This window comes from Streptomyces sp. NBC_01808, assembly GCF_035917395.1.
GTDB lineage: Bacteria > Actinomycetota > Actinomycetes > Streptomycetales > Streptomycetaceae > Streptomyces.
Genome location: NZ_CP109072.1, coordinates 5,925,756 through 5,946,479, shown reverse-complemented (window position 1 = coordinate 5,946,479; position 20,724 = coordinate 5,925,756). Strand labels below are relative to the sequence as shown.

The following is a 20,724-nucleotide window of genomic DNA, read 5'->3' as shown; positions in this document are numbered from 1 at the left end:
CCTACGGCGCGGCGCGTCAGACGCGCGTCAGGTCGTGGCCCGCCCCGCCGTCCGGGACCGGCCGCGGTCCCGGCGTCCCGCGGCCCAGCGCCTCGCCCTCCACGTCCACGCGCGGCAGCAGCCGGTCCAGCCAGGCGGGCAGCCACCAGGCGCGCTTGCCGAGCAGTGCCAGCACGGCGGGCACGAACGCCATGCGGACGACGACGGCGTCGAAGAGGACGGCGACGGCGAGCCCGAAGCCGATCATCCTGATGACCTGCTCGCCGCCGGTCATGAACCCGGCGAAGACCGCCATCATGATCACCGCGGCCACCGCGACCACCCGGGCGCTGTGCCCGAAGCCGCTGACGACGGCCGCGCGGGCGTCCTCCCCGTGCACGTACGCCTCGCGCATCCGGGAGACGAGGAAGACCTGGTAGTCCATGGCCAGGCCGAAGACGATGCCCACCAGGAAGATCGGCATCATGCTCATGATGGGCCCGGTCTGCTCGATGCCGAACAGGCCCGCCAGATGCCCCTGCTGGAAGACGGTGACGACGGCGCCGAGCGCGGCGAGCACCGACAGCAGGAACCCGAGCGCGGCCTTCAGCGGCACGAGCACGGAACGGAAGACCAGCAGGAGCAGCAGGAACGCCAGGCCGATGATGGTCGCCAGATACGGGATCAGGGCGTCCTGGAGCTTCTGCCCGACGTCGATGTTGAGCGCGGTGGCGCCGGTGACCTCGTACGTGGCGCCGGTGGCGGCCTCGGTCGCGGCGCGCTGCCCGCGGATGTCGTGGACGAGGTCCTTGGTGCGTTCGCTGGTGGGCGCCGTGGCGGGGGTGGCGGAGAGCACGGCGGTCTCGCCTGCCTCGTCGAAGCGCGGCGGGGAGACGGAGACGACGCCGTCGGTGGCGTCCAGCGTCGCGGCCACCCCGGCGACGGCGGCCCGCGGGTCGGCGGCGCCGCGGGCGTCGACGACGACGGTGAGGGGGCCGTTGAAGCCGGGGCCGAAGCCGGCGGCGAGGGCGTCGTAGGCGCGGCGCTCGGTGGTGGAGGTGGGCTTGGCCTCGTCGCCCGGCATGCCGAGACGCAGGTCGGCGGCGGGTACGGCGAGGAGGCCGAGCCCGGCGACGGTGGCGAGGAGGACGGGGACGGGCCGGCGCAGGACGAAGCGGGCCCAGCGGACGCCGAGGGCCGTACGGGCCGCAGGGCTCGTCCGGTCCGCGGAGCGCGTACGACCCGCAGGGCGCTTGCGGTCCGCAGGACTCGTACCGCCCGCAGGGCCACCGTCCGCGAGACCGGCGTCCCCAGGGCTCGTACCGCCCGCGGCATCCCCGCTCCTGCGCCGCTTGCGGTCCCCCCGCGCCAGCACCGCGTCCGGCCACCACCCCAGCAGCGCCGGCACCAGCGTCAGCGCGACCAGCACCCCCACCAGCACCGCCCCCGCCGCGCCCAGCCCCATCTTCGTCAGCATCGGCACCCCGATGACCGACAGCCCGGCCAGCGCGATGACCACGGTCAGCCCCGCGAACACCACCGCGGACCCCGCCGTGCCCGTCGCCCGCCCGGCCGCCTCGCGCGGCTCGTGTCCTGCGGCCCGTTCCTCGCGGTAGCGGGAGACGACGAAGAGCGAGTAGTCGATGCCGACCGCGATCCCGAGCATCATCGCCAGCTCGCCGACCGTCGAGGACAGCCCGAGCGCGCTGCCCAGGGCCAGGATCGAGCACATGCTGACGCCGATGCCGACGACCGCGGTGATCAGCGGCAGCCCGGCGGCGGCCAGCGAGCCGAAGGTGACGAGCAGCACCACCGCGGCCACCGCGATGCCGACGACCTCCCCGAGGCCCGCCGATTCCCCGGACTCCACCGCGCTGCCGCCCGCCTCGACGGTCAGCCCCGCGTCGCGCGCCTCCTCGACGGCGTCGTCGAGCGCCGCCCTGGCCGCCTCGCCGACGTCGTCCTCCGCGACCTCGTAGGTGACGGTGGCGTACGCCGTCGTCCCGTCGTCGCTGACGCCCTGCCCGTCGAAGGGGTTCTCCGCCGCGGCGACCTGCGGGGCGTCGGCCACGTCCGCGACGAAGGCGTCGACCGCCGCGCGGCCCGTACCCCCGGTGATCTTCTCGCCCCCGGGCGCGACGAAGACGACCCGGGCGTCCGCCCCGTCGGCCGCGGCGCCCGGGAAGCGCTCGCCGATGAGGTCGTACGCGTGCTGCGCCTCGATCCCGGGCATCGAGGAGGAGTCGTCGGGCGGGTCTCCGGCGCTCGTCGCGCCGAGGAACGCCGCGCCGAGGACGGCCGCCCACAGCAGCGCCACGGGCAGGCGCCGGCGGAAGGCGAACCGGCCGAGCCGGTACAGGAAGGTCGCCATGGGAAGGGGTCTCCGCTTCTGGGGTCTCGACGAACCCCTCCAGCGTTTCCCCGGGGACCCCGCGCCGTCGTCGTCGCCCGTACGGCACTTCCGCGTACTGAAAAGCAAGTACGCCGCCGCTCCCCCTCCGCCGCGGGGATGACGCCCGCGGAGGCGGACGGGGTGACGGTCGGCCGCCCGTCACCCCGGTGTACGCGCGCGGGTCAGCCGATCCGTTCGCCGTAGACGTGGTCCACGGCCATCTTCATCAGCACCCGGCGGTCGGAGACCATCACCGCGCGGTACTCGTCCCAGTCGGGGTGCTCCCCCGCCGCGGCGCGGTAGTAGTCCACCAGCGCCTCGACCTCCGGGCCCCGCGGGTCGGTGCCGGGGCCGACGAGGGTCGCGGTGCCCTCGGCGGTGGCCCAGGAGCGGCCGTCGCGGGCGGTGACCTCCAGCGCGGCGCGCGCGTCGCGGCGCAGGTTCGCGGTCTTCGCGCGGCCCTCGGTCATCGAGACGTACAGGACGCCGGTGTCCGGGTCGTAGAAGGGCATGACGGGCGAGAGCTGCGGGCGGCCGTCCTTCTTGATCGTGGCCAGCACGCCGAGCCGGCTCTCCGCCAGCAGCGCGCGGGGGTCGTACGGGGTCGTGGTCATGTCCGTTGCCAAGTCCTGGTCTGTCGGTGGTATTCCGGCGGGGGCGTCACTCGGGCCGCGCCGCCGGACGGCGGAACTCCCCGATCATCACCGGGTATCCCTCGCCACCGTGTCCCGCCGCGGCGGCGCGGTCGGCGAGGGACTTGATCAGCGCCGGGAACTCCGCGTTCACGCCGAGGGATTCGCTCTCCTGAACGAGGTGTGCCATCGACACCCGGTGGGTGTCCAGCGTGGCGTCGTCCGGCGGGAAGGTGCCGGTGTCGATCTGCTTCGCGTAGCCCGGGAGCCAGTCGAGGACGGCCGGGAGGCCCTTCGCCGCGACGGCCGTGAACTCGGCCGCGGACACGCCCGCCGTGCCGACCAGCGCGGCGCCCTGCAGCCAGCCGTTGAGCAGGCTCCACATCACGCCGACCATCGCCATCTCGTACAGCGAGGTGAGCCCCTGGTCCGCGCCGAGGTACGGGGTGTCGCCGGCCAGGCTGCGCAGCGCGGGCGTGTGGCGGTCGTACGCGTCGCGCGGGCCGCTCACGGCGATGGCGGTCTCCGCGCTGCCGATGCCCTGCGGGGTGGCCATGATCGCGCCGTCGAGGTACGTCACCCCGCGCCCGGCGGCCCACGCCGCGGTGTCGCGGGCCTGCGCGGAGGTTCCGGTGGTGAGGTTGACCAGGGTCCGGCCGCCGAGGGCGGCGGGGTCGACGGGGTCGAGGAAGGTGTGCAGCGCGTCGTAGTCGGTGACGCAGGCGATCACGAGCGGGGCGGCGGCGACGGCCGCGGCGGGGGTTTCCGCGCGTACGGCGCCCGCGGCGACGAGGTCGTCGGCCTTGGCGGCGGTGCGGTTCCAGACGGTGGTGGGGTGGCCGGCGCGCAGCAGGGCGGCGGCGAGGGCGTGCCCCATCAGCCCGAGGCCGAGGACGGCGACGGGGGCGGAGGCGGTTTCGGCGTGCGTGTCGGTCGTCATGGAAGAATGGTCAACGTTCACACCGGTATGAAGGTCAAGCCCGGAGGGCGGGGAGGAGCGCGCATGCGGATCGGGGAGCTGAGCCGGCGCACCGGCGTCAACGCGCATCAGTTGCGCTACTACGAGGCCCAGGGCCTGCTGAAGCCCGAGCGCTCCGGCAACGGCTACCGGGAGTACACGGACGACGCCGTGCTCACCGTCACCCAGATCCGGCGGCTGCTCGACGCCGGCCTGTCCACCCCGGACATCGCCTGGCTCCTGCCCTGCGCCACCGGCACCGGACCGGACTTCGAGCCCTGCCCCGAGCTGATCGACAAGTTCCGCGACCGGCTGGACGGGCTCAACGCGCACATCACCACGCTCCACCGCTCCCGCGAGGCGCTGAGCGAGTACCTGCACGCCGCCGAGCGGCGGGTCGCGCAGTACATCTGAGGGCCCGTAGGCCGCCTCGGAAGCGCCCGTACGCCCACGGGCGGGCCCGCGCGCCGCCGCGGTCGGCCGCCTGGTGGGCCCGTACGACGTCCGCGCCGCTGCTCGCCCGCACCTCGCTGACGCGCCCGGCGGTGAAGGTCAGCTCCAGGCCGGTGACGACCGTGCCGGCCAGCGCGAGCGGCCGGGTGGCCCGCACCGTGCCCTCGACCCGGCGGTGGTCCGGCGTCGTGTAGACCTCCTCCGACGGCAGGTTGGCGACGAACCGGCGCCCGTCGGCGCTGTCGAAGCCCACCGCGTCCCAGCGGCCGCCCGGGATCAGCCCGATGGTCAGGTCGGTGCCGGGGCCCTCGAAGTGCACGGCGTCCAGGCCCAGTCCGTCGAGCCGGACCGCCCGGGCCTTCAGCTCGGCCAGCCGCTCCCGCCAGGCGGCGGCCGGGTCGGGGCGGTCGAGCCGCAGGAAGTGCTTGAGGTGCCCCCGGAGCCGGGACACGTCGTCCTCGCCGAAGACGGCGCGGGCCCAGGCGCGGGTGGGGCAGCCGATGACGGTCCAGCGGACGAGGTCGTCGCGCTGGAGGCGGTAGCGGGAGGCGGGCGAGGCGTGCGCGGACGGGTCCATGAGGACTCCTGTGGGCCGGGGATGCGACACGTACGTACGGGGGTGGGAATCAGCCGCGCTCGCCGCCGGGTTTGCCAGGCTGGCCGCCCGGGTCGCCGGACTCGCCGGACTCGCCGGACTCGCCGCCGAGTTCGAGCAGCATCGCGGTGAAGCTGACGTGGACGCCGTCACCGGTCCGCGGCGGTCCCGCCTTGTCGTGGACGAGGCGTACGGCACGCTCCGTCAGCGCGCGGACCTCCGCCCAGGTCTCGCGCGGCAGCCAGACCTCCGCGTCGGCGCTGGTGACCTGCCGGCCCGCGGCGGCGCGGCGGCGCAGATCGGTGAAGAGCGCCTCCAGCAGCAGTTCGGAGTCGCGCGAGCGGTCCGGGCGCCGGGCGCTGTCCGGGTCGTACTCGTACCGCTTGGGCGGCTGTCCGCGCCTGGCCGCGCCGCCGGACTCGGCGCCGGGTGCGCCGTCCGCCCGCCGCAGGAAGCCCGCGGCCGTCAGCCGCCGCAGGTGGTAGCTCGCCGAGCCGTGCGCGATGCCCAGCTCCTCCGCCACCTCCGTCGCCGACATCGGCGCGCCCGTGAGCAGCGAGACGATGCGGATACGCAGCGGGTTGGCCAGCGCGCGCAGCGGCACGAGCGGTGCGTCCTTTTCCCAAGACATGTTGGGATAATAGGCCGGGCCGCCGCCGACGGGTAGGCAGCGCGCGAGCAACCGTTTACTGTGCGGGAGTTCGCCCCTGCCACCAGAAGGACGGTGTATGGCTGCCGAGCTGCGGAGCGCCGAGTGGTACGGGGGTACGGACCGGAACGCGTACATACACCGCGCGTGGATGCGCCGCGGTCTGCCGCACGACGCGTTCTCCGGCCGGCCCCACATCGCGATCGCCAACACGGCCTCCGACCTGACCCCCTGCAACTCCCACCTCACCGAGGTCGCCCGCTCCGTACGCGACGGCGTGCACGAGGCCGGCGGCATCCCCCTCGAACTCCCGGTGGTCTCGCTCGGCGAGACCCAGGTGCGCCCCACGGCGATGCTGTGGCGCAACATGGCGGCGATGGCGGCGGAGGAGATGTTCCGCGCCAACCCGGTCGACGGCCTGGTGCTCCTCGGCGGCTGCGACAAGACCATCCCCGCGCTGCTCATGGCCGCCGCCTCGGTGGACCTGCCCGCGCTCGTCGTCCCCGGCGGGCCGATGCTCACCGGCACGTTCCGCGGCACGCCGCTGGGCTGCGGCACCGACGTGTGGCGGCTGAGCGAGGAAGTGCGCGCGGGCAAGATGTCCCAGCAGGAGTTCACCCGCTCCGAGTCGTCGATGATCCGCAGCCGCGGGCACTGCAACACCATGGGCACGGCCTCCACCATGGCCGTACTCGCCGAGGCGCTGGGCATGGTCCTCCCCGGCCTGGCCGGCACGCCCGCGCCCGACAGCCGGCTGCTGGAGGCGGCGCACGAGTCGGGGAAGCTGTCGGTCGAGCTGGTACGGGAGGGGCGTACCCCGTCGCGGATCGTCACCGCCGCCTCGTTCCGCAACGCGATCGTCGCGCTCGCCGCCACCGGCGGCTCCACCAACGCCGTCGTGCACCTCCTCGCCCTCGCCGGCCGCCTGGGCGTGGAGCTGACGCTCGACGACTTCGACCGTGTCGGCGCGGACGTACCGCTGCTGGTCGACCTGCTGCCGGCCGGGCGGTTCCTGATGGACGACCTGTACCGCGCGGGCGGCCTGGCGGCCGTGCTGAACGAGGTGCGCGACCTGCTCGACCCGGCCGCGCTCACCGTCACAGGACGCCCGCTCGTGGACCACCTCGCCGACGCGCGCATCTGGGACCCCGAGGTCGTCCGCACCCGCGACGCGCCGCTGCAGCCCAGCGCCGGCATCGCCGTGCTCCGCGGCAACCTCGCCCCGTCCGGCGCCGTCATCAAACCCGCCGCCGCCTCGCCCGAGTTGCTGCGGCACCGCGGGCGCGCGGTCGTCTTCGACAGCATCGAGGACTTCCACGCCCGCATCGACGCCCCGGACCTCGACGTCGACGCCGACTCGGTGCTCGTGCTGCGCGGCTGCGGCCCTCGCGGCTACCCCGGGATGCCGGAGGTCTCCAACATGCCGCTGCCGCGCAAGCTGCTGGAGCAGGGCGTACGCGACATGGTGCGGGTCTGCGACGGGCGGATGAGCGGCACGGCGTACGGGACGGTGGTGCTGCACGTCGCGCCGGAGGCTGCGGCGGGCGGGCCGCTGGCGCTCGTCCGCAGCGGCGACTTCATCAGCCTGGACGTGCCCGGGCGCAGCCTCACGCTGGACGTACCGGACGCCGAGCTGGCCGCGCGGACGCCGAACGCGGCGACGGTGGCGGGCTACGCGGCGCCGCGGCGCGGGTGGGAGCGGCTGTACGTGGACCACGTGCAGGGCGCGGACACCGGCGCGGACCTGGACTTCCTGGTCGGCTCCTCGGGTCCCGAGGTGAGCCGTGAGTCGCACTGAGGTCCTGCCTTGAGGGCGTTCGTGCTGCACGGCCCCGGGCAGGCGGGCGTCGTGGACGTCGAGCCGCCGGTGGCCGGACCGGGCGAGGCGGTGGTGGACGTCGCGCGCGTGGGTCTGTGCGGGACGGATGTGGAGCTGTACGCGGGCGAGTTGCAGTATCTCCGCGACGGCCGCTCGCGGTTCCCCGTACGCCCCGGGCACGAGTGGTCGGGGCGGGTCGCGGCGGTCGGCGCGGGCGTGGACCCGGGCTGGGTGGGACGGCGGGTGACGGGCGACACGATGCTGGGCTGCCGCGCCTGCCGCCGCTGCCGGGGCGGCAGGCAGCACCTGTGCGGCGACCGCCAGGAGGTGGGCATCCTCGGCCGCCCGGGCGCGCTGGCGGCGCAACTGGCGGTCCCGGCCCGGTCGTTGCACGCCCTGCCGGACACGGTCGACGACGCGCTGGGCGCCCTGGTCGAGCCGGGCGGCAACGCGTTGCGTGCGGCCCGCGCTGCGCGGCTCGCACCGGGCGACCGCGTCCTGGTCACGGGACCCGGCACGATCGGGCTGCTGGCCGCGATGTTCGCCCGCCGGGCGGGCGCGGAGGTCCACCTCCTGGGCCGCGACCCGGCGACGCTGGAGTTCGCGGCGTCCCTGGGCTTCGACCGCTGCTGGACGGCGGAGTCGCTGCCTTCCGTCCCGTACGAGGCGGTGATCGACGCCTCCAACGCGGACTCGCTGCCCGCGCGGGCGGTGGAGTGGGTGGAGCCGGGCGGCACGGTGGTCTACATCGGCCTGGCGGGCACCCCGAGCCTGCTGGACACCCGCGCCCTGGCCCTGAAGGACGCCACGGCGGTGGGCATCCTCAGCGCGTCCCCGGGCCTGGCGGCGACGATCGACGCGTACGCGGACGGCTCGGTGGACCCGCGCCCGCTGATCGCGGCGACGATCGGCCTGGACGCCGTGGCGGCCACCCTCTCCGGCACCCGCCCGGCGGACGCGGGCCCGGGCCCGAAGGTGCACGTGACCCCGGCCGACCCGGCCGACCCGTGACCGGCTGACCCCTCTCCCCTGCCCTGCACCGGACCGTCGTCCACGGCGACGCGCCGTTCGTCTGGATCACCAGCGGGAGCCCGCGGCCCTCAGGCCCCCAGGGCCTCCGCGACCCGGGTCAGGTCCTCGTTCGAGGCCAGGCCAGCGTGGTACAGCCGGAGTTCGTCCGCGCCCAGTTTCGCCGCGTGGGCCGCGTCCGCCGCCAGCGTCGCCGGGGTGCCGCCCATGCCCGAGACCACGGTGAGGTTCGCCGCCAGGGTCGTGTGCGGGCGGCGGTGCGGGACGCAGGGGTCCAGGGCCGCCGTACGGGCGGCGGGGCCGCCGGTGCAGGGGAGGACCAGGCCGTCCGCGAACTGCAGCACCTCCGCCGGGTCCACCCCCGCGTTCGCGCCGCAGGCGTACGGCTCCGGGGTGGCGTGCAGCAGGACGCGGAACGCGGAGTCCGGGGCCTCGGCCCGTACCGCCGCGACCGCCTCTCGCTGCAGCCGGGCCGCCGCCGCGCGCCGCCAGCCCAGCACCGCCGCGGCCCGCTCGGCGCCCAGCAGCCCCACGATCCGGGCCCAGGTGCCCGCCGCCTCCACCGCCTCTGCCGCGGCCGGCGGCGCGGCGGCGGCGCCGTCCCAGTACGGGCGCAGCGCGGCGGTGACCGCCGACCGCAGGTCGTCGGGTTCCGCGCCGTACGCGGCGTAGCCGTCGCGGCAGCGGTCGCAGAAGCAGAGCGACATCAGCAACTGCCCGGCCGCGTCCAGGGCCACCCCGCCGGTCTTGTCGTGCGCGTGCAGGTGCGCCAGCCCGTACCACCCGCACGATTCCAGCTCACAGCCGCGCGCCCCCGGCCGGGTGGCGGCCTCCGCCGCGAGCCGGACGAGGTAGTCGCGCACGTCGGGCCGGCCGATGCAGGGCGCCCACGGGTAGCGGTCGCCGTGCGCGTTGACCACCGACGTCTCCGGATGCTCCGCGCCCAGCCGGGAGTTGTGCGCGAGGACCACCCAACTGTGTACCTCCAGACCCGCGCCGGCCAGCGCCTCCGCCGCCTCGCCGAACGGGTCGGCGGCGGCCACCCAGTCCTGCTCGTACGGGCGCAGTGCCCGGCCCGCCCACCGGCGCGCGTCTGGCGGGTAGAGCACCGCGGAGTGCCGGGCGGTGACGATGCGGTGGCGCGGGTGGCGGGGGGTCACGGCGCGGACGGAGTGGTAGGCGGCGGCGAGCGTCACCTGCCGTACGCCCAACTCCGCGATCCGGCGCGCGGCGGCGGGGTCGCCGACGACGTCCCACGGATACAGAAAGACCGAAGCACGAGGTGTCATCATCAGGGTGTACACATTTCTGCCCGGCGTCCATATTGGTGAACTGGCACGCTAAGGCCGCCCCGACACACCGTCAAGACCGCCTCCCCGCCGCCCCGTCCACCCGACGCCCCGCACCAAGAGGAGCCACGATGTCAGCCCACCGCCCCCCGCGCACCGTCCTGCTCACCGGCGCCGCCGGCGGCATCGGCACCCTGATGCGCGGCCTGCTCCCCGCCCACGGCCACGAGCTGCGCCTGCTCGACCGCGTCGCCGTCACCCCGGGGCCCGAGCGCGCCGTCACCGCCGACCTCGCCGACCGCGGCGCGCTGCGCGAGGCGGTCCGCGGCGTCGACGCCGTGCTCCACCTCGCCGGGATCTCGCTGGAGTCGACGTTCGAGAAGGTGCTGCGGGCCAACATCGAGGGCACGTACCACCTCTACGAGGCCGTCCGCGAAGAGGGCGTCCGCCGCGTCGTCTTCGCCTCCAGCAACCACGCCGTCGGCTTCCACCCCCGTCCCCGCCGCACCGGCCGCGTGCCCGCCGCCGAGCTGATCGGCACCGACGCCGCGCACCGCCCGGACACCTTCTACGGCCTGTCCAAGTGCTTCGGCGAGGACCTGGCGCAGTTCTACTGGGACAAGCACGGGATCGAGACCGTCTCCGTACGCATCGGCTCCTGCTTCCCCGAGCCGACGAGCGTGCGCATGCTCTCCCTCTGGCTCAGCCCCGCCGACGGCGCCCGCCTGTTCCACGCCGCGCTGAGCGCACCGGACGTCGGCCACACCGTGGTCTACGGCAGCTCCGCCAACACCCGCGCCTGGTGGGACCTCGGCACGGCGCGGGCGCTCGGCTACGAGCCGCAGGACGACTCCGAGGCGTACGCGGACAAGCTCCTCGCCGAGCAGGGCCCCGACTCCCCGGACGCGCCGGACCAGGCGAACCTCGGCGGCCCGTTCTGCACCGACCCGCCCATCTGGCCCCACTGAGGCCCGCGTTCGCGTGCCCGGGGCACCCGGTCCCCGCGGCCGGAACCCGCGTACACCCCCTTGACGGCCGTCGCCCCCACCTCTACGTTTCCGGCACCAATTCAGATTCATATCTTTCGTTCAGATAGATGAATCGAGGTTCCGGTGCAGCTCGACGGCGTCCTGTTCTTCCCCCTCACCCCCTTCGACGGCGCCGGCGCGGTGCACGAGGACGTGCTCGCCCGGCACGTCGCCGACGGCGTCGCGAACGGCGCGGGCGCGGTGTTCGCCGCCTGCGGCACCGGCGAGTTCCACGCGCTCGACGGCGCCGAGCACCGGCGCGTGGTCCGTACCGCCGTCGCGGCCGCGGCGGGCCGGGTGCCGGTGTTCGCCGGGGCCGGCGGCCCGCTGCCGCACGCCGTCGCGTGCGCCAGAGCCGCCGCGGAGGCCGGCGCGGACGGGGTGCTGCTGATGCCGCCGTACCTGGTCGCCGCGCCGGAGGCGGGCCTCGTCGCGTACGTGCGCGAGGTCGCCGCCGCGACCGGCCTGCCGCTGGTCGTCTACCAGCGCGACAACGCCCGCTTCACCCCCGCGGGCGCCGCGGAGCTGGCCCGGATCCCCACGGTCACCGGCTTCAAGGACGGGCTCGGCGACATCGAGCTGATGCAGCGCGTCATCCCGGCCGTGCACGCCGCGCTCGACGGCGGCGAAGGGCCCGCGAAGGACTTCACCTTCTTCAACGGGCTGCCCACCGCCGAGGTCTCGGCCGCCGCGTACGCGGCCGTGGGCGCCCGGCTCTACTCCTCCGCCGTCTTCTGCTTCGTCCCCGAGGTGGCCCTCGCCTTCCACCGCGCGCGGGCCGCGGGCGACGACGCGCGCGTACGCCGCCTGCTGAGCGGCTTCTTCATCCCCCTCGTCCACCTGCGCAACGAAGTCCCCGGCTACGCCGTCGCGCTGGTCAAGGCCGGCGCCAGGATGCGCGGCCTGGACACCGGCGGCGTTCGGCCACCGCTGGTCGACCCGCACCCCAAGCACCTCGCCGAGCTGGAGCTGATCGTCGCCGCGGGGCTGGAGACAGCGGGGGCGGGCCGATGATGCGGATACGCGAGATCACCGTCACCCCCGTCGCCTTCCGCGACCCGCCGCTGCTCAACGCCGCCGGCGTCCACGAGCCGTGGGCCCTGCGCAGCGTCGTCGAGGCCGTCACCGACGACGGCCTCAGCGGCCTCGGCGAGAGCTACGGCGACGCCTCCCACCTGGACCGGCTGCGCGCCGCAGCCCGCGCCCTGGCCGGCGCCGACGCCGGCCACCACCACGCCCTTCTACAAGTGGGCCGGCCACCCCGACGCGCCCGAGGACCGCTTCGGCGCGGCGCTGGACCCGGACGGCATCGTCGCCCAGGCGCGGCTGCTCGTCGAGGAGTACGGCTTCCACTCGCTGAAGCTCAAGGGCGGGGTCTTCCCGTCCGACGAGGAGATCGCGGCGGTACGCGCCCTCACCGACGCCTTCCCCGCGCTGCCGGTCCGCATCGACCCCAACACCGCCTGGACGCCGGAGACTTCCGTCCGCGTCGGCACCGAGCTGGCCGGGACCGTGGAGTACCTGGAGTACCTGGAGTACCTGGAGGACCCGGCCCCCGGCATCGAGGGGATGGCCGAGGTCGCGGCGAAGGTGCCGATGCCGCTGGCCACGAACATGGCCGTGGTCACGCACGCGCACCTGCCGCCGACGATCGCGCACCGCGCCATCGGGGTGCTGCTGCTCGACCACCACTACTGGGGCGGGCTGCTGAAGTCCGCGCAGGTGGCGGCGCCCTGCGCGACGTTCGGCATCGGCCTGTCCATGCACTCCAACTCGCACCTCGGCATCAGCCTCGCCGCGATGACGCACCTGGCCGCCGCCACCCCCAACCTCGACCACTCCTGCGGCACCCACACCCCCTGGCTGACGGTGCGGCAGGACGGTCAGGACGTGATCGCCCCCGGGGCCCTCGCCTTCGCCGGCGGCGCCGTACCGCTGCCGCCGGGTCCCGGGCTCGGCGTCGAACTCGACCGCGACGCGCTGGCCGTGCTGCACGAGCAGTACGAGAGGTGCGGCGTCCGGCGCCGCGACGACACCGCGTACATGCGCCGCTTCCACCCCGGCTTCGCCCCCGCGCGGGCCCGTTGGTGAGCGCTCGGCACGCGGCACGCGCACCACCCCCCACCCATCGGAGAAGACACAGGCAGGAGCCGCGATGTCCATCGCTGACTGGATCATGGTCGGGGCCTATTTCTGCGTGATGGTAGGCATCGGCTGGTGGTCGAAGAACCGCATCCACACCGTGAAGGACTTCTTCACCACCGGCGGCCGCATACCGTGGTGGCTGTCCGGCATCTCGCACCACATGTCCGGCTACAGCGCGGTGATGTTCGTCGCGTTCGCCGCCGTCGCCTACGACCACGGGCTGACGGTGTACGTGTGGTGGGCGCTGACCATCGGCCTCGGCATCGGGATCGGCGCATTCCTCTTCGCGCCCCGGTGGGCGCGGCTGCGCGCGAAGCACGACGTGGCCTCGCCGCTGGAGTACCTGGCGAAGCGGTACAACCTGCCGACGCAGCAGGTGCTGGCGTACAGCGGGGCGCTGCTGAAGGTCGTCGACATCGCGGCCAAGTGGGTGGCGATCTCGGTGCTGCTCCAGGGCTTCGCGGACGTGCCGCTGGAGTGGGGCATCCTCTTCACCGGCGTGGCCACGATGGCGTACATGGCGGTCGGCGGGCTGTGGGCGGACGTGCTCACGGACTTCAGCCAGTTCATCATCCAACTGCTGGCCGGCGCGGTGATGTTCGTGGCCGTGCTGGTGGAGCTGGGCGGCATCGACACGCTGTGGACGATGTGGGACGACCTGCCGGACAGCCACCACGACCCGGTCACCGGGCCGGTGACGACGACGCTCGTGCTGGCGTTCCTGCTGGTGAAGACCTTCGAGTACAACGGCGGCATGTGGAACCTGGCGCAGCGCTATATGGCCGCGCCGTCCGGCTCCGCCGCGAAGCGCTCGGCGCTGCTGTCCAGCGGGCTGTGGCTGGTGTGGCCGTTCATCCTCTTCCTGCCGATGTTCGCGGCGCCGCTGATCGTGCCGGGCCTGGAGAACAGCGAGGAGTCGTACATCGAGCTGGCGAAGGAGCTGATGCCGGCCGGTCTGACGGGTCTGGTGCTGGCCGGGTTCTTCTGCCACACGATGGCGATGGTGGCCTCGGACTCCAACGTGATCTCGGCGGTCATCACCCGGGACATGGCGCCCGTACTGGTGCCGCGGGTACGGCAGTTGACGGACCGGGCGCAGTTGACGTTCGCGCGGGTGACGACGGTGGCGTTCGTGTCGGTGAGCATGATCCTGGCGATCGCGACCGGCGGTGAGGGCTTCGTGCTCGACGTGGTGGTGGACCTGGTGGCGGCGACGATGGGGCCGATCTCGATCCCGCTGATGCTGGGCATGCTGCCGTGGTTCCGGCGCTGCGGGCCGACGGCGGCGATCGTGTCGTGGGCCGGGGGCCTGGGGCTGTGGACGGTGCTCAAGTGGGTGCTGGACGGCACCACGCAGGCGGCGCTCGTGGGGCTGCCGCTGCTGACGTCGCTGGTGCTGTACGTGGGCATCGGGCTGCTGCGGCCCGAGGGCGGGGCGGAGCAGGACGCGCTGATCGACTCCCTGGGCTCGGACCCGGAGGAGGGTGCCGCGGCCGCGGGCGCCGCGTCCGGGGACGCCGCGTCCGGGGCTGAGGCAGCGGCGGCGAAGGACACGCAGCCGCCGGAGCCGACGGCGGACCTCACCTCGCGCTGAGGGGTACGCGGCGGGCAACCCCCGTCCCTGCGGCGGGGGTTGCCGTGACGGCGGGACGGGGTCACCTTGCGGTGGTGGGCGGGGCAGCGCAGTACGCGGGGCCCCGCCGCCGGCACCCGCGCCGAAGGCGCCAGGCGACCGCCACGGCCGGACGAGCGCGGCTCGCGGCGCCGGGGTTGTGTTCCCGGCGCCGGCTACCGTGCCCGCCCGCGCCCATGGCCGGGCGGGCGCACCGCCCGCGCCGGCGGCCGGCCGCTCGCCGCACCGCGGCCCCGCCCCGTATGCGCGGGCGGCCTCGGCACTCGCGGGCGACGCCCCCGTGGGTCCCGCCCCCCGGGAGCCGCCGGCCTACGGCACGTCCAGGACCAGCTTGCCCCTCGTACGGCCCGACTCGCTGCGCCGGAACGCCTCCGCCGCCTCCGCCAGCGGCAGGGCCTCGACGTGCACCGTCAGCTTGCCCGCCGCCGCGAGTCCCGCCAGATGCGCCAGGCCCTCCGCGTCCGGGCGGACCCACACCACCTGCCCGCCGAGCTTCTTCACCTCGCCGTCCGCGATCGACGCCGAGCGGGCCGGGTCCTTCAGCACGTCGTGCGAGACCTGCACACCCCCGCCGCCCGCGAAGTCCAGCGCCGCGTCCACCCCGTCGGGAGCCAGCTCCCGCACGCGGTCGGCGAGTCCTTCGCCGTACGTCAGGGGCTCGGCGCCCAGCGAGCGGAGGAAGTCGTGGTTGCGCTCGCTGGCGGTGGCGATCACCCGCGCGCCGCGGAGGACCGCGAGCTGCACGCCGAGCGAGCCGACGCCGCCCGCGCCGCCGTGGACGAGCACCGTCTCGCCGTCCCCCGCGCCCACCCGGTCCAGCGAGCGCAGCGCGGTGAGCCCGGCCAGCGGCAGCGCCGCGGCCTGCTGCCAGCCCAGCGCGGCGGGCTTGTGGGTCAGGGTCCGTACGGGCGCGGCGACGTACTCCGCGTAGGTGCCCTGCCCGACCTCGTCCCGGCGCACGTACCCCAGCACCTCGTCGCCGACGGCGAACTCCGGGGTGTCCGCGCCCAGCTCCTCCACCACGCCGGCCGCGTCCCAGCCGGGAATGAGGGGGAAGTGGACGTACATCATGCCGTCGAGCCCGCCCGCCGTGACCTTCCAGTCGACGGGGTTGACCCCGGCCGCCTTCACCCGCACGAGCACCTGGTCGGGGCCGACCTTGGGCTTGGGCACCTCCAGGAGCCGCAGATTCTCCGCTCCGCCGTAGCCGTCCGTGACGATCGCTTTCATGATCTCCTCCCGAGGTCCGCTCCGAGGGGATTATCCCTCCGCGCGGGCCCGTAGAGTCGATGACATGGCTGGAGAGGACGGGACCGTACGGGTCGACAGTTGGATCTGGTCCGTACGGCTCACCAAGACCCGCTCCGCGGCTGCCACCGCCTGCAAGGCGGGGCACGTCCGCGTCAACGGCGACCGCGTCAAGCCGGCCCAGGCGCTGCGGGTCGGCGACGAGGTGCGGGTGCGGCTGGCCGGGCGGGAGCGGATCGTCGTGGTCAAGCGACTGCTGCGCAAGCGCGTCGGCGCCCCGGTGGCCGTCGAGTGCTACGCGGACCACAGCCCGCCCCCGCCGCCGCGCGAGATGGCTGCCCCGGTAGCCCGCCGCGACCGCGGCACGGGCCGCCCGACGAAGCGCGACCGCCGCGAACTGGAACGCCTGCGCGGCCGCGCGGAGCGGGACGGGGCCGAGGGCTAGGGGCCAGGGCCGGGCCGCCGGGTCGGGAGCCGGTTGGCGCCGGCGGCCTCGGGGCCGCCGGCGCCGTGGCCGTCAGAGCCGCAGGAACGCCTGCACCGGCAGGTGGTCGCTGGGGAACTGGCCGTCGCGCTCGTACGTGTTGATCTTGGCGTACCGCGTCCGCACGCCCGGCGTGACGAGGATCCAGTCGATGCGGTCGCCGTCCGGCACCAGCGGCCGGTAGCCGTGGAACGTGGCGTACGCGTCGCTGCGCCGCTCCGCCGCGTCCCAGGTGTCCACCAGACCGCCGCCCACGAGCATCGCGTCGTAGACGGGGTTGCGGTGGGCGGGGACGTTGAAGTCGCCGGTGACGACCCGCGGCAGCGAGGCGTCGAACTCCGCGAAGCGGCTGGTGATCAGGTCGGCGGAGCGCTCGCGCGCCTGCTGGTTGACGTGGTCGAGGTGGGTGTTGACGTGGTAGAACTCGCCGCCCGTGGCCAGGTCCCGGAAGCGGATCCAGGTGACCATCCGCAGCACGGCGTTGCCCCAGGTGTTGGAGCCGATCAGGTAGGGCTCGTCGGAGAGCCAGTAGTGGTCGAACGCGACCGGGGCCAGCCGGCGGATGTCGTAGAACACCGCCATGAACTCGTCCTTGCTGCCGCCCTTCCGGCCGGTGCCGATCCAGGCGTGGTCGCGGCCGAGGTCGGCGGCGATGTCGAGCAGTTGCGGGTACAGCCCCTCCTGGGTGCCGACGAGGTGCGGCTCCTCGGTGCGCAGCAGGGCGCGCATCACAGGGCGGCGCTCGGGCCAGGAGTTGGGCGGGGTGGCGGAGGCGTAGCGGAGGTTGAAGCTCATGACGTGCAGTTCGTCCTCGCCGTCGCCGCTCGCGCGGCTGTCGGCCCGCGCCTCGGTCAGCCCGGCGACGGTCGGGGCGAGGGCGGCGGCGGCCGCGGTGCCGAGGGCGCGGCGGCGGGTGAGGGGGAAATCGGGCATGGGTCACCTCTCCGTTCGGGGGGTGCGACGTGGGGAGAGTCTCAGGCGGCGAGATGAGAAGGAAGTGACGCGCACACGTCAGCGATACGAACTGAAGATCACCCGGCTGCGGACCCGGTCGCGTCCCGCCCCGTAGAAGCTGTGACCCACATCACGTGCCGTTCCTGTCAGCAATCGCGGCGCTGTCCCGCTCAGGTTCCGAAGCGAGAGACCGAGAGGGAGCCGCACATGAAGCACCGCATCGTCGTCCTCGGCGCCGGCTACGCCGGCGCCTACACGGCCGGGAACCTGGCCCGCCGGCTGTCCCCCGCGGACACCGAGATCACCGTGGTCAACGCGGTGCCGGAGTTCGTCCAGCGGCTGCGGCTGCACCGGCTCGCGGCCGGCGGGGAGATCGCGGCGCCGCGGCTGGCCGACGTCTTCGCGGGCACGGGGATACGGCTGCGGGTGGCCCGCGTCACCGCCGTCGCCCCGGAGGGCCGGATCGTCGCCGTGGCCGACGCCGACGGCGGCGGCCTGCTGCGCTACGACACCCTCGTCTACGCCCTCGGCAGCCGCGTCGCCCACCGCGGCGTCCCCGGGGTGGCCGAGCACGCCTTCCACGTCACCGCCAGGCCCGCCGCGCTGCGTCTGCGCGACCGGCTGGACGGCCTGGACACGCGGGGCGAAGGCGGCGCCGTGCTGGTCGTCGGCGACGGGCTGACCGGCATCGAGACCGCCACCGAGATCGCCGAGGCCAGGCCAGGGCTGTCGGTGACCCTCGTCGCCCGCGGCGAGCTGGGCGCCCGGCTCTCCCCCGGTGCCCGCGCCCACCTGGGCCGGGCCTGCGACCGGCTGGGCATCGCCGTCCGGGAGCACACCCGGGTCGAGGCCGTGGAGGCGACGCGGGTGCGGTGCACCGACGGCACCGCCGTGGCGTCCGACGCCACCGTGTGGACCGGGGGGTTCGCGGTCGACCCGCTGGCCGCCGCCGCCGGTCTTGAGGTCACCGGCGACGGGCAGATGGCCGTCGACCGCACCATGCGGTCGGTCTCGCACCCGGACGTCTACGCCGTCGGCGACAGCGTCTGCGCCGTCGGCGACAACGGCAGGGCGCTGCCGATGTCCTGCGGTTCCGCCGGCTACACCGGCAGGCAGGCGATCGCCGCGATCGTGGGCCACCTGACCGGGCGCGAGGTCGCGTACACCAAGCTGGTCTACACGTTCAACCACATCAGCCTCGGGCGGCGGGACGGGATCCTGCAGCCCGTCGACGACGCGGCGGAAGCCAAGCCGGGGTACGTGGCCGGCCGGACGGCCGCGCGAGTCAAGGCGGCCATCGTCCGCGGCTCGCTGTGGGGCACCCTGCACCCGACGTACGGCCTGCCCACACACCGGCGCCGCCTCGCCGCCGCGGCGGGGACCGCGCCGGATCCCTCGTGGGACGCGACCGGCGAGAACACCCCCGCGGCGGCCTAGATGTGCTGGACGGCGGACGTCGGTTCCACGGACGTCCTGCACGACTCCCGGTGGCCGGACGGCGGTTCAGGCGGAAGCGGCGGCCACGAAGACGGGCACGGCGACGAGGAACCGGCCGGTCTCGGCACGCCGGCGCTGTTCCGCGAGCCACGCGTCCGCCCGGTCACGGGCGACGGCGCCGCTCGCGCAGGCCGGCTCGGCGAGCCTCGTGAGGAGCGGCAGCATCGCGGGGTCGGTGAACACGCTGGTGTGCACCTCGACCGTGACGTCGGCGAAGCCGCCGGCCAGGAGCATGCCGCGGTACTGGCGGCCGGCGCGGGGCGCGCCCAGGAGGTCGGCGCGGGCGTGCACGATCGTGCGGGTGAGCGCGGCGTCGTCCGAGTCGATCATGATGGCGTCCCAGTCCTGCCCGACCAGGACGATCCTGCCGCCCGGGCGGAGGACCCGCCGCGCCTCCGCCACCGCGCGCGCAGGCTCCTGAAGGACGTGGAAGACCTTGTCGGCGCGGTAACCCTGGACGCTTCCGTCGGCGAACGGCAGCTCCTCCGCCCCCGCCTCCCGGAACTCGGCCTCGGGCCACCGCTCCCGGGCCGCGGCGAGCATCCGCGGGCTGGGGTCCACCCCCACCGCGTGGACGCCGCGTTCGGACAGCTCGGCCACGGCCCGGCCGGCCCCGCAGCCGACGTCGACGACGGTCGAGCCCGGGACGGGGGACAGCAGTGCGTAGGAGCGGTCCCGCAGCCGGGTCGCGCCCGGCATCCGGTCCGCGGCGTCGATGACGGCCAGCAGGGCTTCGGTGTCGCGGTGCTCTGCCACCGCTTCCTGGTTCGTGGACATGGACGCCATGCTGCGACTTCATGTCGGCATGAGGTCAAGCGCGGCCGGCGGCCCGCGAAGTCCGGCCGGCGGGCCGCTGTCCGCGATCGCGGCACCGGCCCCGTGAGACGGAAGATCTAGGGTGGAGCGCATGGACGGCACCGCCACCGACCGCTTCGACACCGGGCTGTTCGAGGCCGGCCGGGCCCGGCTGGTGTCGCTGGCGTACCGGATGCTGGGGTCCGCCGCCGACGCCGAGGACGCCGTGCAGGACGCGTACCTGCGCTGGCAGGCCGCCGACCGGCGGCGGATCGAGGTGCCGGAGGCGTGGCTGACCAAGGTGGTCACCAACCTCTGCATCGACCGGCTCCGTTCGGCCCGCGCCCGCCGCGAACGCAGCGTCGGCGCCTGGCTGCCGGAACCGGTCCTCGACGGCGACCCGGTACTCGGCCCCGCCGACACCTTCGAGCAGCGCGAGTCGGTGTCGCTTGCCGTGCTGACCCTCATGGAACGCCTGTCGCCCGTCCAGCGGGCCGTCTACCTGCTGCACGAGACCTTCTCCTACGGTCACGCCGAGATCGCCGGGATCCTCGGCGTCTCCGAGTCCGCCAGCCAGCAGCACCTGCACCGGGCCCGCCGCCGCGTCACCGCCACGCGCCGCCACGGCGAGGTCGATCCTGCGGCCGCCCTGCGGATCGCCGAGGAGTTCTTCACCGCCGCCGCCTCGGGCCGTACGGAGCGGCTGGTGGAGTTGCTCACCGACGACGCGACGGCGATCTCCGACGGCGCCGGCCTGACCAGGACCATGCTGCGGTACGACACCCCGCAGCGGATCGCCGCCATCGCCCGCGCCGGCTTCGCGCCCTCGGCCGCGAAACGGCACTTCGCCGGCGGCACACCCGCCGTCCACTCCGCGCACGTGAACGGCGGTCCCGCCATCCTCTTCGCGGTCGGCGGCAAGGTCTTCGGGGCCGTGACGTTCGACCTCGCCCACGGGAAGATCGCGCTGGTGCGCGGCATCGCCGACCCGTCCAGGCTGGGCCGCCTCAACGAAGCCTGGCGGCGGTACGAACCGGGCCCGTCGGTGCTCACGAGCTGGTGACCCGGGGCCGGCCGCCCCCGCCGCCCCGGCGTCCCCCGGCCGGCACCGCCTCGCACCTGCGGGAACACCGGGCGCACCGCCG

At 74.9% G+C, this 20,724-nt stretch carries 18 protein-coding genes and 1 pseudogene; 10 read left to right on the top strand and 9 right to left on the bottom strand.

Going from position 1 to position 20,724, the window contains the following annotated elements; genetic code table 11:
• Nucleotides 1-16: 16 nt before the first annotated feature.
• From OG946_RS26445 to OG946_RS26435, 3 genes are all read right to left on the bottom strand, one after another.
• Nucleotides 17-2,350 carry an MMPL family transporter gene (locus tag OG946_RS26445; RefSeq protein WP_326798490.1) on the bottom strand — a complete coding sequence of 778 codons (2,334 nt, stop codon included), beginning with the start codon at nt 2,348-2,350 and terminating at the stop codon, nt 17-19.
• Between the two features lie 203 nt (nt 2,351-2,553).
• Complete coding sequence (locus OG946_RS26440; RefSeq protein WP_326798489.1) at nt 2,554-2,985, bottom strand: PPOX class F420-dependent oxidoreductase; 432 nt, start codon at nt 2,983-2,985, stop codon at nt 2,554-2,556.
• Between the two features lie 46 nt (nt 2,986-3,031).
• On the bottom strand, nt 3,032-3,943 hold the full coding sequence (locus tag OG946_RS26435) for an NAD(P)-dependent oxidoreductase (protein WP_326798488.1): 912 nt from the start codon (nt 3,941-3,943) through the stop codon (nt 3,032-3,034).
• 63 nt (nt 3,944-4,006) lie between these two features.
• Between OG946_RS26435 and OG946_RS26430 the strand changes: the two genes are divergently transcribed.
• On the top strand, nt 4,007-4,375 hold the full coding sequence (locus OG946_RS26430; RefSeq protein WP_326798487.1) for a MerR family transcriptional regulator: 369 nt from the start codon (nt 4,007-4,009) through the stop codon (nt 4,373-4,375).
• On the opposite strand, the gene OG946_RS26425 is transcribed toward OG946_RS26430, so the two are convergent.
• Together OG946_RS26425 and OG946_RS26420 are read right to left on the bottom strand one after the other, a co-directional pair.
• Nucleotides 4,296-4,991, bottom strand: a complete 696-nt coding sequence (locus OG946_RS26425; protein WP_326798486.1) for an aminopeptidase — start codon at nt 4,989-4,991, stop codon at nt 4,296-4,298. The genes OG946_RS26430 and OG946_RS26425 overlap by 80 nt on opposite strands.
• Nucleotides 4,992-5,040: 49 nt before the next feature.
• The gene (locus OG946_RS26420) at nt 5,041-5,640 is read right to left on the bottom strand and encodes a helix-turn-helix domain-containing protein (protein WP_326798485.1); all 600 of its coding nucleotides are present in this window, start codon (nt 5,638-5,640) and stop codon (nt 5,041-5,043) included.
• A gap of 97 nt (nt 5,641-5,737) precedes the next feature.
• Here OG946_RS26420 and OG946_RS26415 point away from each other — a divergent pair, with 97 nt between their 5' ends.
• Together OG946_RS26415 and OG946_RS26410 are read left to right on the top strand one after the other, a co-directional pair.
• The gene (locus OG946_RS26415) at nt 5,738-7,456 is read left to right on the top strand and encodes an IlvD/Edd family dehydratase (protein ID WP_326798484.1); all 1,719 of its coding nucleotides are present in this window, start codon (nt 5,738-5,740) and stop codon (nt 7,454-7,456) included.
• A 9-nt stretch (nt 7,457-7,465) separates the two neighbouring features.
• Nucleotides 7,466-8,488 (top strand): zinc-dependent alcohol dehydrogenase, encoded by a 1,023-nt coding sequence (locus OG946_RS26410; protein WP_326798483.1) that lies wholly within the window; start codon nt 7,466-7,468, stop codon nt 8,486-8,488.
• An 89-nt stretch (nt 8,489-8,577) separates the two neighbouring features.
• Here OG946_RS26410 and OG946_RS26405 read toward each other — a convergent pair whose 3' ends face one another.
• A complete protein-coding gene (locus tag OG946_RS26405; RefSeq protein WP_326798482.1) occupies nt 8,578-9,798 on the bottom strand; it encodes a hypothetical protein in 1,221 nt (406 codons plus the stop codon).
• Between the two features lie 128 nt (nt 9,799-9,926).
• Here OG946_RS26405 and OG946_RS26400 point away from each other — a divergent pair, with 128 nt between their 5' ends.
• The 4 genes and pseudogenes from OG946_RS26400 (at nt 9,927) to OG946_RS26385 (ending at nt 14,562) form a co-directional block, all read left to right on the top strand.
• A complete protein-coding gene (locus OG946_RS26400; RefSeq protein WP_326798481.1) occupies nt 9,927-10,763 on the top strand; it encodes an NAD-dependent epimerase/dehydratase family protein in 837 nt (278 codons plus the stop codon).
• A 144-nt stretch (nt 10,764-10,907) separates the two neighbouring features.
• Entirely contained in the window at nt 10,908-11,837 is a 930-nt protein-coding gene (locus tag OG946_RS26395) for a 5-dehydro-4-deoxyglucarate dehydratase (protein ID WP_326798480.1), read from the top strand.
• Nucleotides 11,837-12,914, top strand: a pseudogene (locus OG946_RS26390) (enolase C-terminal domain-like protein). Before OG946_RS26395 ends, OG946_RS26390 begins: the two are co-directional and overlap by 1 nt.
• A gap of 64 nt (nt 12,915-12,978) precedes the next feature.
• On the top strand, nt 12,979-14,562 hold the full coding sequence (locus tag OG946_RS26385) for a sodium:solute symporter family protein (protein ID WP_326798479.1): 1,584 nt from the start codon (nt 12,979-12,981) through the stop codon (nt 14,560-14,562).
• Nucleotides 14,563-14,910: 348 nt separating this feature from the next.
• On the opposite strand, the gene OG946_RS26380 is transcribed toward OG946_RS26385, so the two are convergent.
• Complete coding sequence (locus OG946_RS26380) at nt 14,911-15,831, bottom strand: NADP-dependent oxidoreductase (RefSeq protein WP_326798478.1); 921 nt, start codon at nt 15,829-15,831, stop codon at nt 14,911-14,913.
• 64 nt (nt 15,832-15,895) lie between these two features.
• Here OG946_RS26380 and OG946_RS26375 point away from each other — a divergent pair, with 64 nt between their 5' ends.
• A complete protein-coding gene (locus OG946_RS26375; RefSeq protein ID WP_326798477.1) occupies nt 15,896-16,294 on the top strand; it encodes an RNA-binding S4 domain-containing protein in 399 nt (132 codons plus the stop codon).
• Between the two features lie 72 nt (nt 16,295-16,366).
• Here OG946_RS26375 and OG946_RS26370 read toward each other — a convergent pair whose 3' ends face one another.
• A complete protein-coding gene (locus tag OG946_RS26370; protein WP_326798476.1) occupies nt 16,367-17,266 on the bottom strand; it encodes an endonuclease/exonuclease/phosphatase family protein in 900 nt (299 codons plus the stop codon).
• Nucleotides 17,267-17,494: 228 nt separating this feature from the next.
• Here OG946_RS26370 and OG946_RS26365 point away from each other — a divergent pair, with 228 nt between their 5' ends.
• Nucleotides 17,495-18,724, top strand: a complete 1,230-nt coding sequence (locus tag OG946_RS26365; RefSeq protein WP_326798475.1) for an NAD(P)/FAD-dependent oxidoreductase — start codon at nt 17,495-17,497, stop codon at nt 18,722-18,724.
• Between the two features lie 66 nt (nt 18,725-18,790).
• Here the strand turns inward: OG946_RS26365 and OG946_RS26360 are convergent, their stop codons facing one another.
• Nucleotides 18,791-19,561 (bottom strand): methyltransferase domain-containing protein, encoded by a 771-nt coding sequence (locus tag OG946_RS26360; protein ID WP_326798474.1) that lies wholly within the window; start codon nt 19,559-19,561, stop codon nt 18,791-18,793.
• 130 nt (nt 19,562-19,691) lie between these two features.
• Between OG946_RS26360 and OG946_RS26355 the strand changes: the two genes are divergently transcribed.
• Complete coding sequence (locus OG946_RS26355; RefSeq protein WP_326798473.1) at nt 19,692-20,642, top strand: sigma-70 family RNA polymerase sigma factor; 951 nt, start codon at nt 19,692-19,694, stop codon at nt 20,640-20,642.
• Nucleotides 20,643-20,724: the final 82 nt, after the last annotated feature.

Coding starts and splice junctions, on each gene's coding strand:
- OG946_RS26440 (WP_326798489.1), bottom strand. CDS start 2,985: ATGACCACGACCCCGTACGACCCCCGCGCGCTGCTGGCGGAGAGCCGG.
- OG946_RS26425 (WP_326798486.1), bottom strand. CDS start 4,991: ATGGACCCGTCCGCGCACGCCTCGCCCGCCTCCCGCTACCGCCTCCAG.
- OG946_RS26385 (WP_326798479.1), top strand. CDS start 12,979: ATGTCCATCGCTGACTGGATCATGGTCGGGGCCTATTTCTGCGTGATG.
- OG946_RS26375 (WP_326798477.1), top strand. CDS start 15,896: ATGGCTGGAGAGGACGGGACCGTACGGGTCGACAGTTGGATCTGGTCC.
- OG946_RS26430 (WP_326798487.1), top strand. CDS start 4,007: ATGCGGATCGGGGAGCTGAGCCGGCGCACCGGCGTCAACGCGCATCAG.
- OG946_RS26355 (WP_326798473.1), top strand. CDS start 19,692: ATGGACGGCACCGCCACCGACCGCTTCGACACCGGGCTGTTCGAGGCC.
- OG946_RS26365 (WP_326798475.1), top strand. CDS start 17,495: ATGAAGCACCGCATCGTCGTCCTCGGCGCCGGCTACGCCGGCGCCTAC.
- OG946_RS26400 (WP_326798481.1), top strand. CDS start 9,927: ATGTCAGCCCACCGCCCCCCGCGCACCGTCCTGCTCACCGGCGCCGCC.
- OG946_RS26370 (WP_326798476.1), bottom strand. CDS start 17,266: ATGCCCGATTTCCCCCTCACCCGCCGCCGCGCCCTCGGCACCGCGGCC.
- OG946_RS26405 (WP_326798482.1), bottom strand. CDS start 9,798: ATGATGACACCTCGTGCTTCGGTCTTTCTGTATCCGTGGGACGTCGTC.
- OG946_RS26415 (WP_326798484.1), top strand. CDS start 5,738: ATGGCTGCCGAGCTGCGGAGCGCCGAGTGGTACGGGGGTACGGACCGG.
- OG946_RS26360 (WP_326798474.1), bottom strand. CDS start 19,561: ATGTCCACGAACCAGGAAGCGGTGGCAGAGCACCGCGACACCGAAGCC.
- OG946_RS26445 (WP_326798490.1), bottom strand. CDS start 2,350: ATGGCGACCTTCCTGTACCGGCTCGGCCGGTTCGCCTTCCGCCGGCGC.
- OG946_RS26420 (WP_326798485.1), bottom strand. CDS start 5,640: ATGTCTTGGGAAAAGGACGCACCGCTCGTGCCGCTGCGCGCGCTGGCC.
- OG946_RS26380 (WP_326798478.1), bottom strand. CDS start 15,831: ATGAAAGCGATCGTCACGGACGGCTACGGCGGAGCGGAGAATCTGCGG.
- OG946_RS26435 (WP_326798488.1), bottom strand. CDS start 3,943: ATGACGACCGACACGCACGCCGAAACCGCCTCCGCCCCCGTCGCCGTC.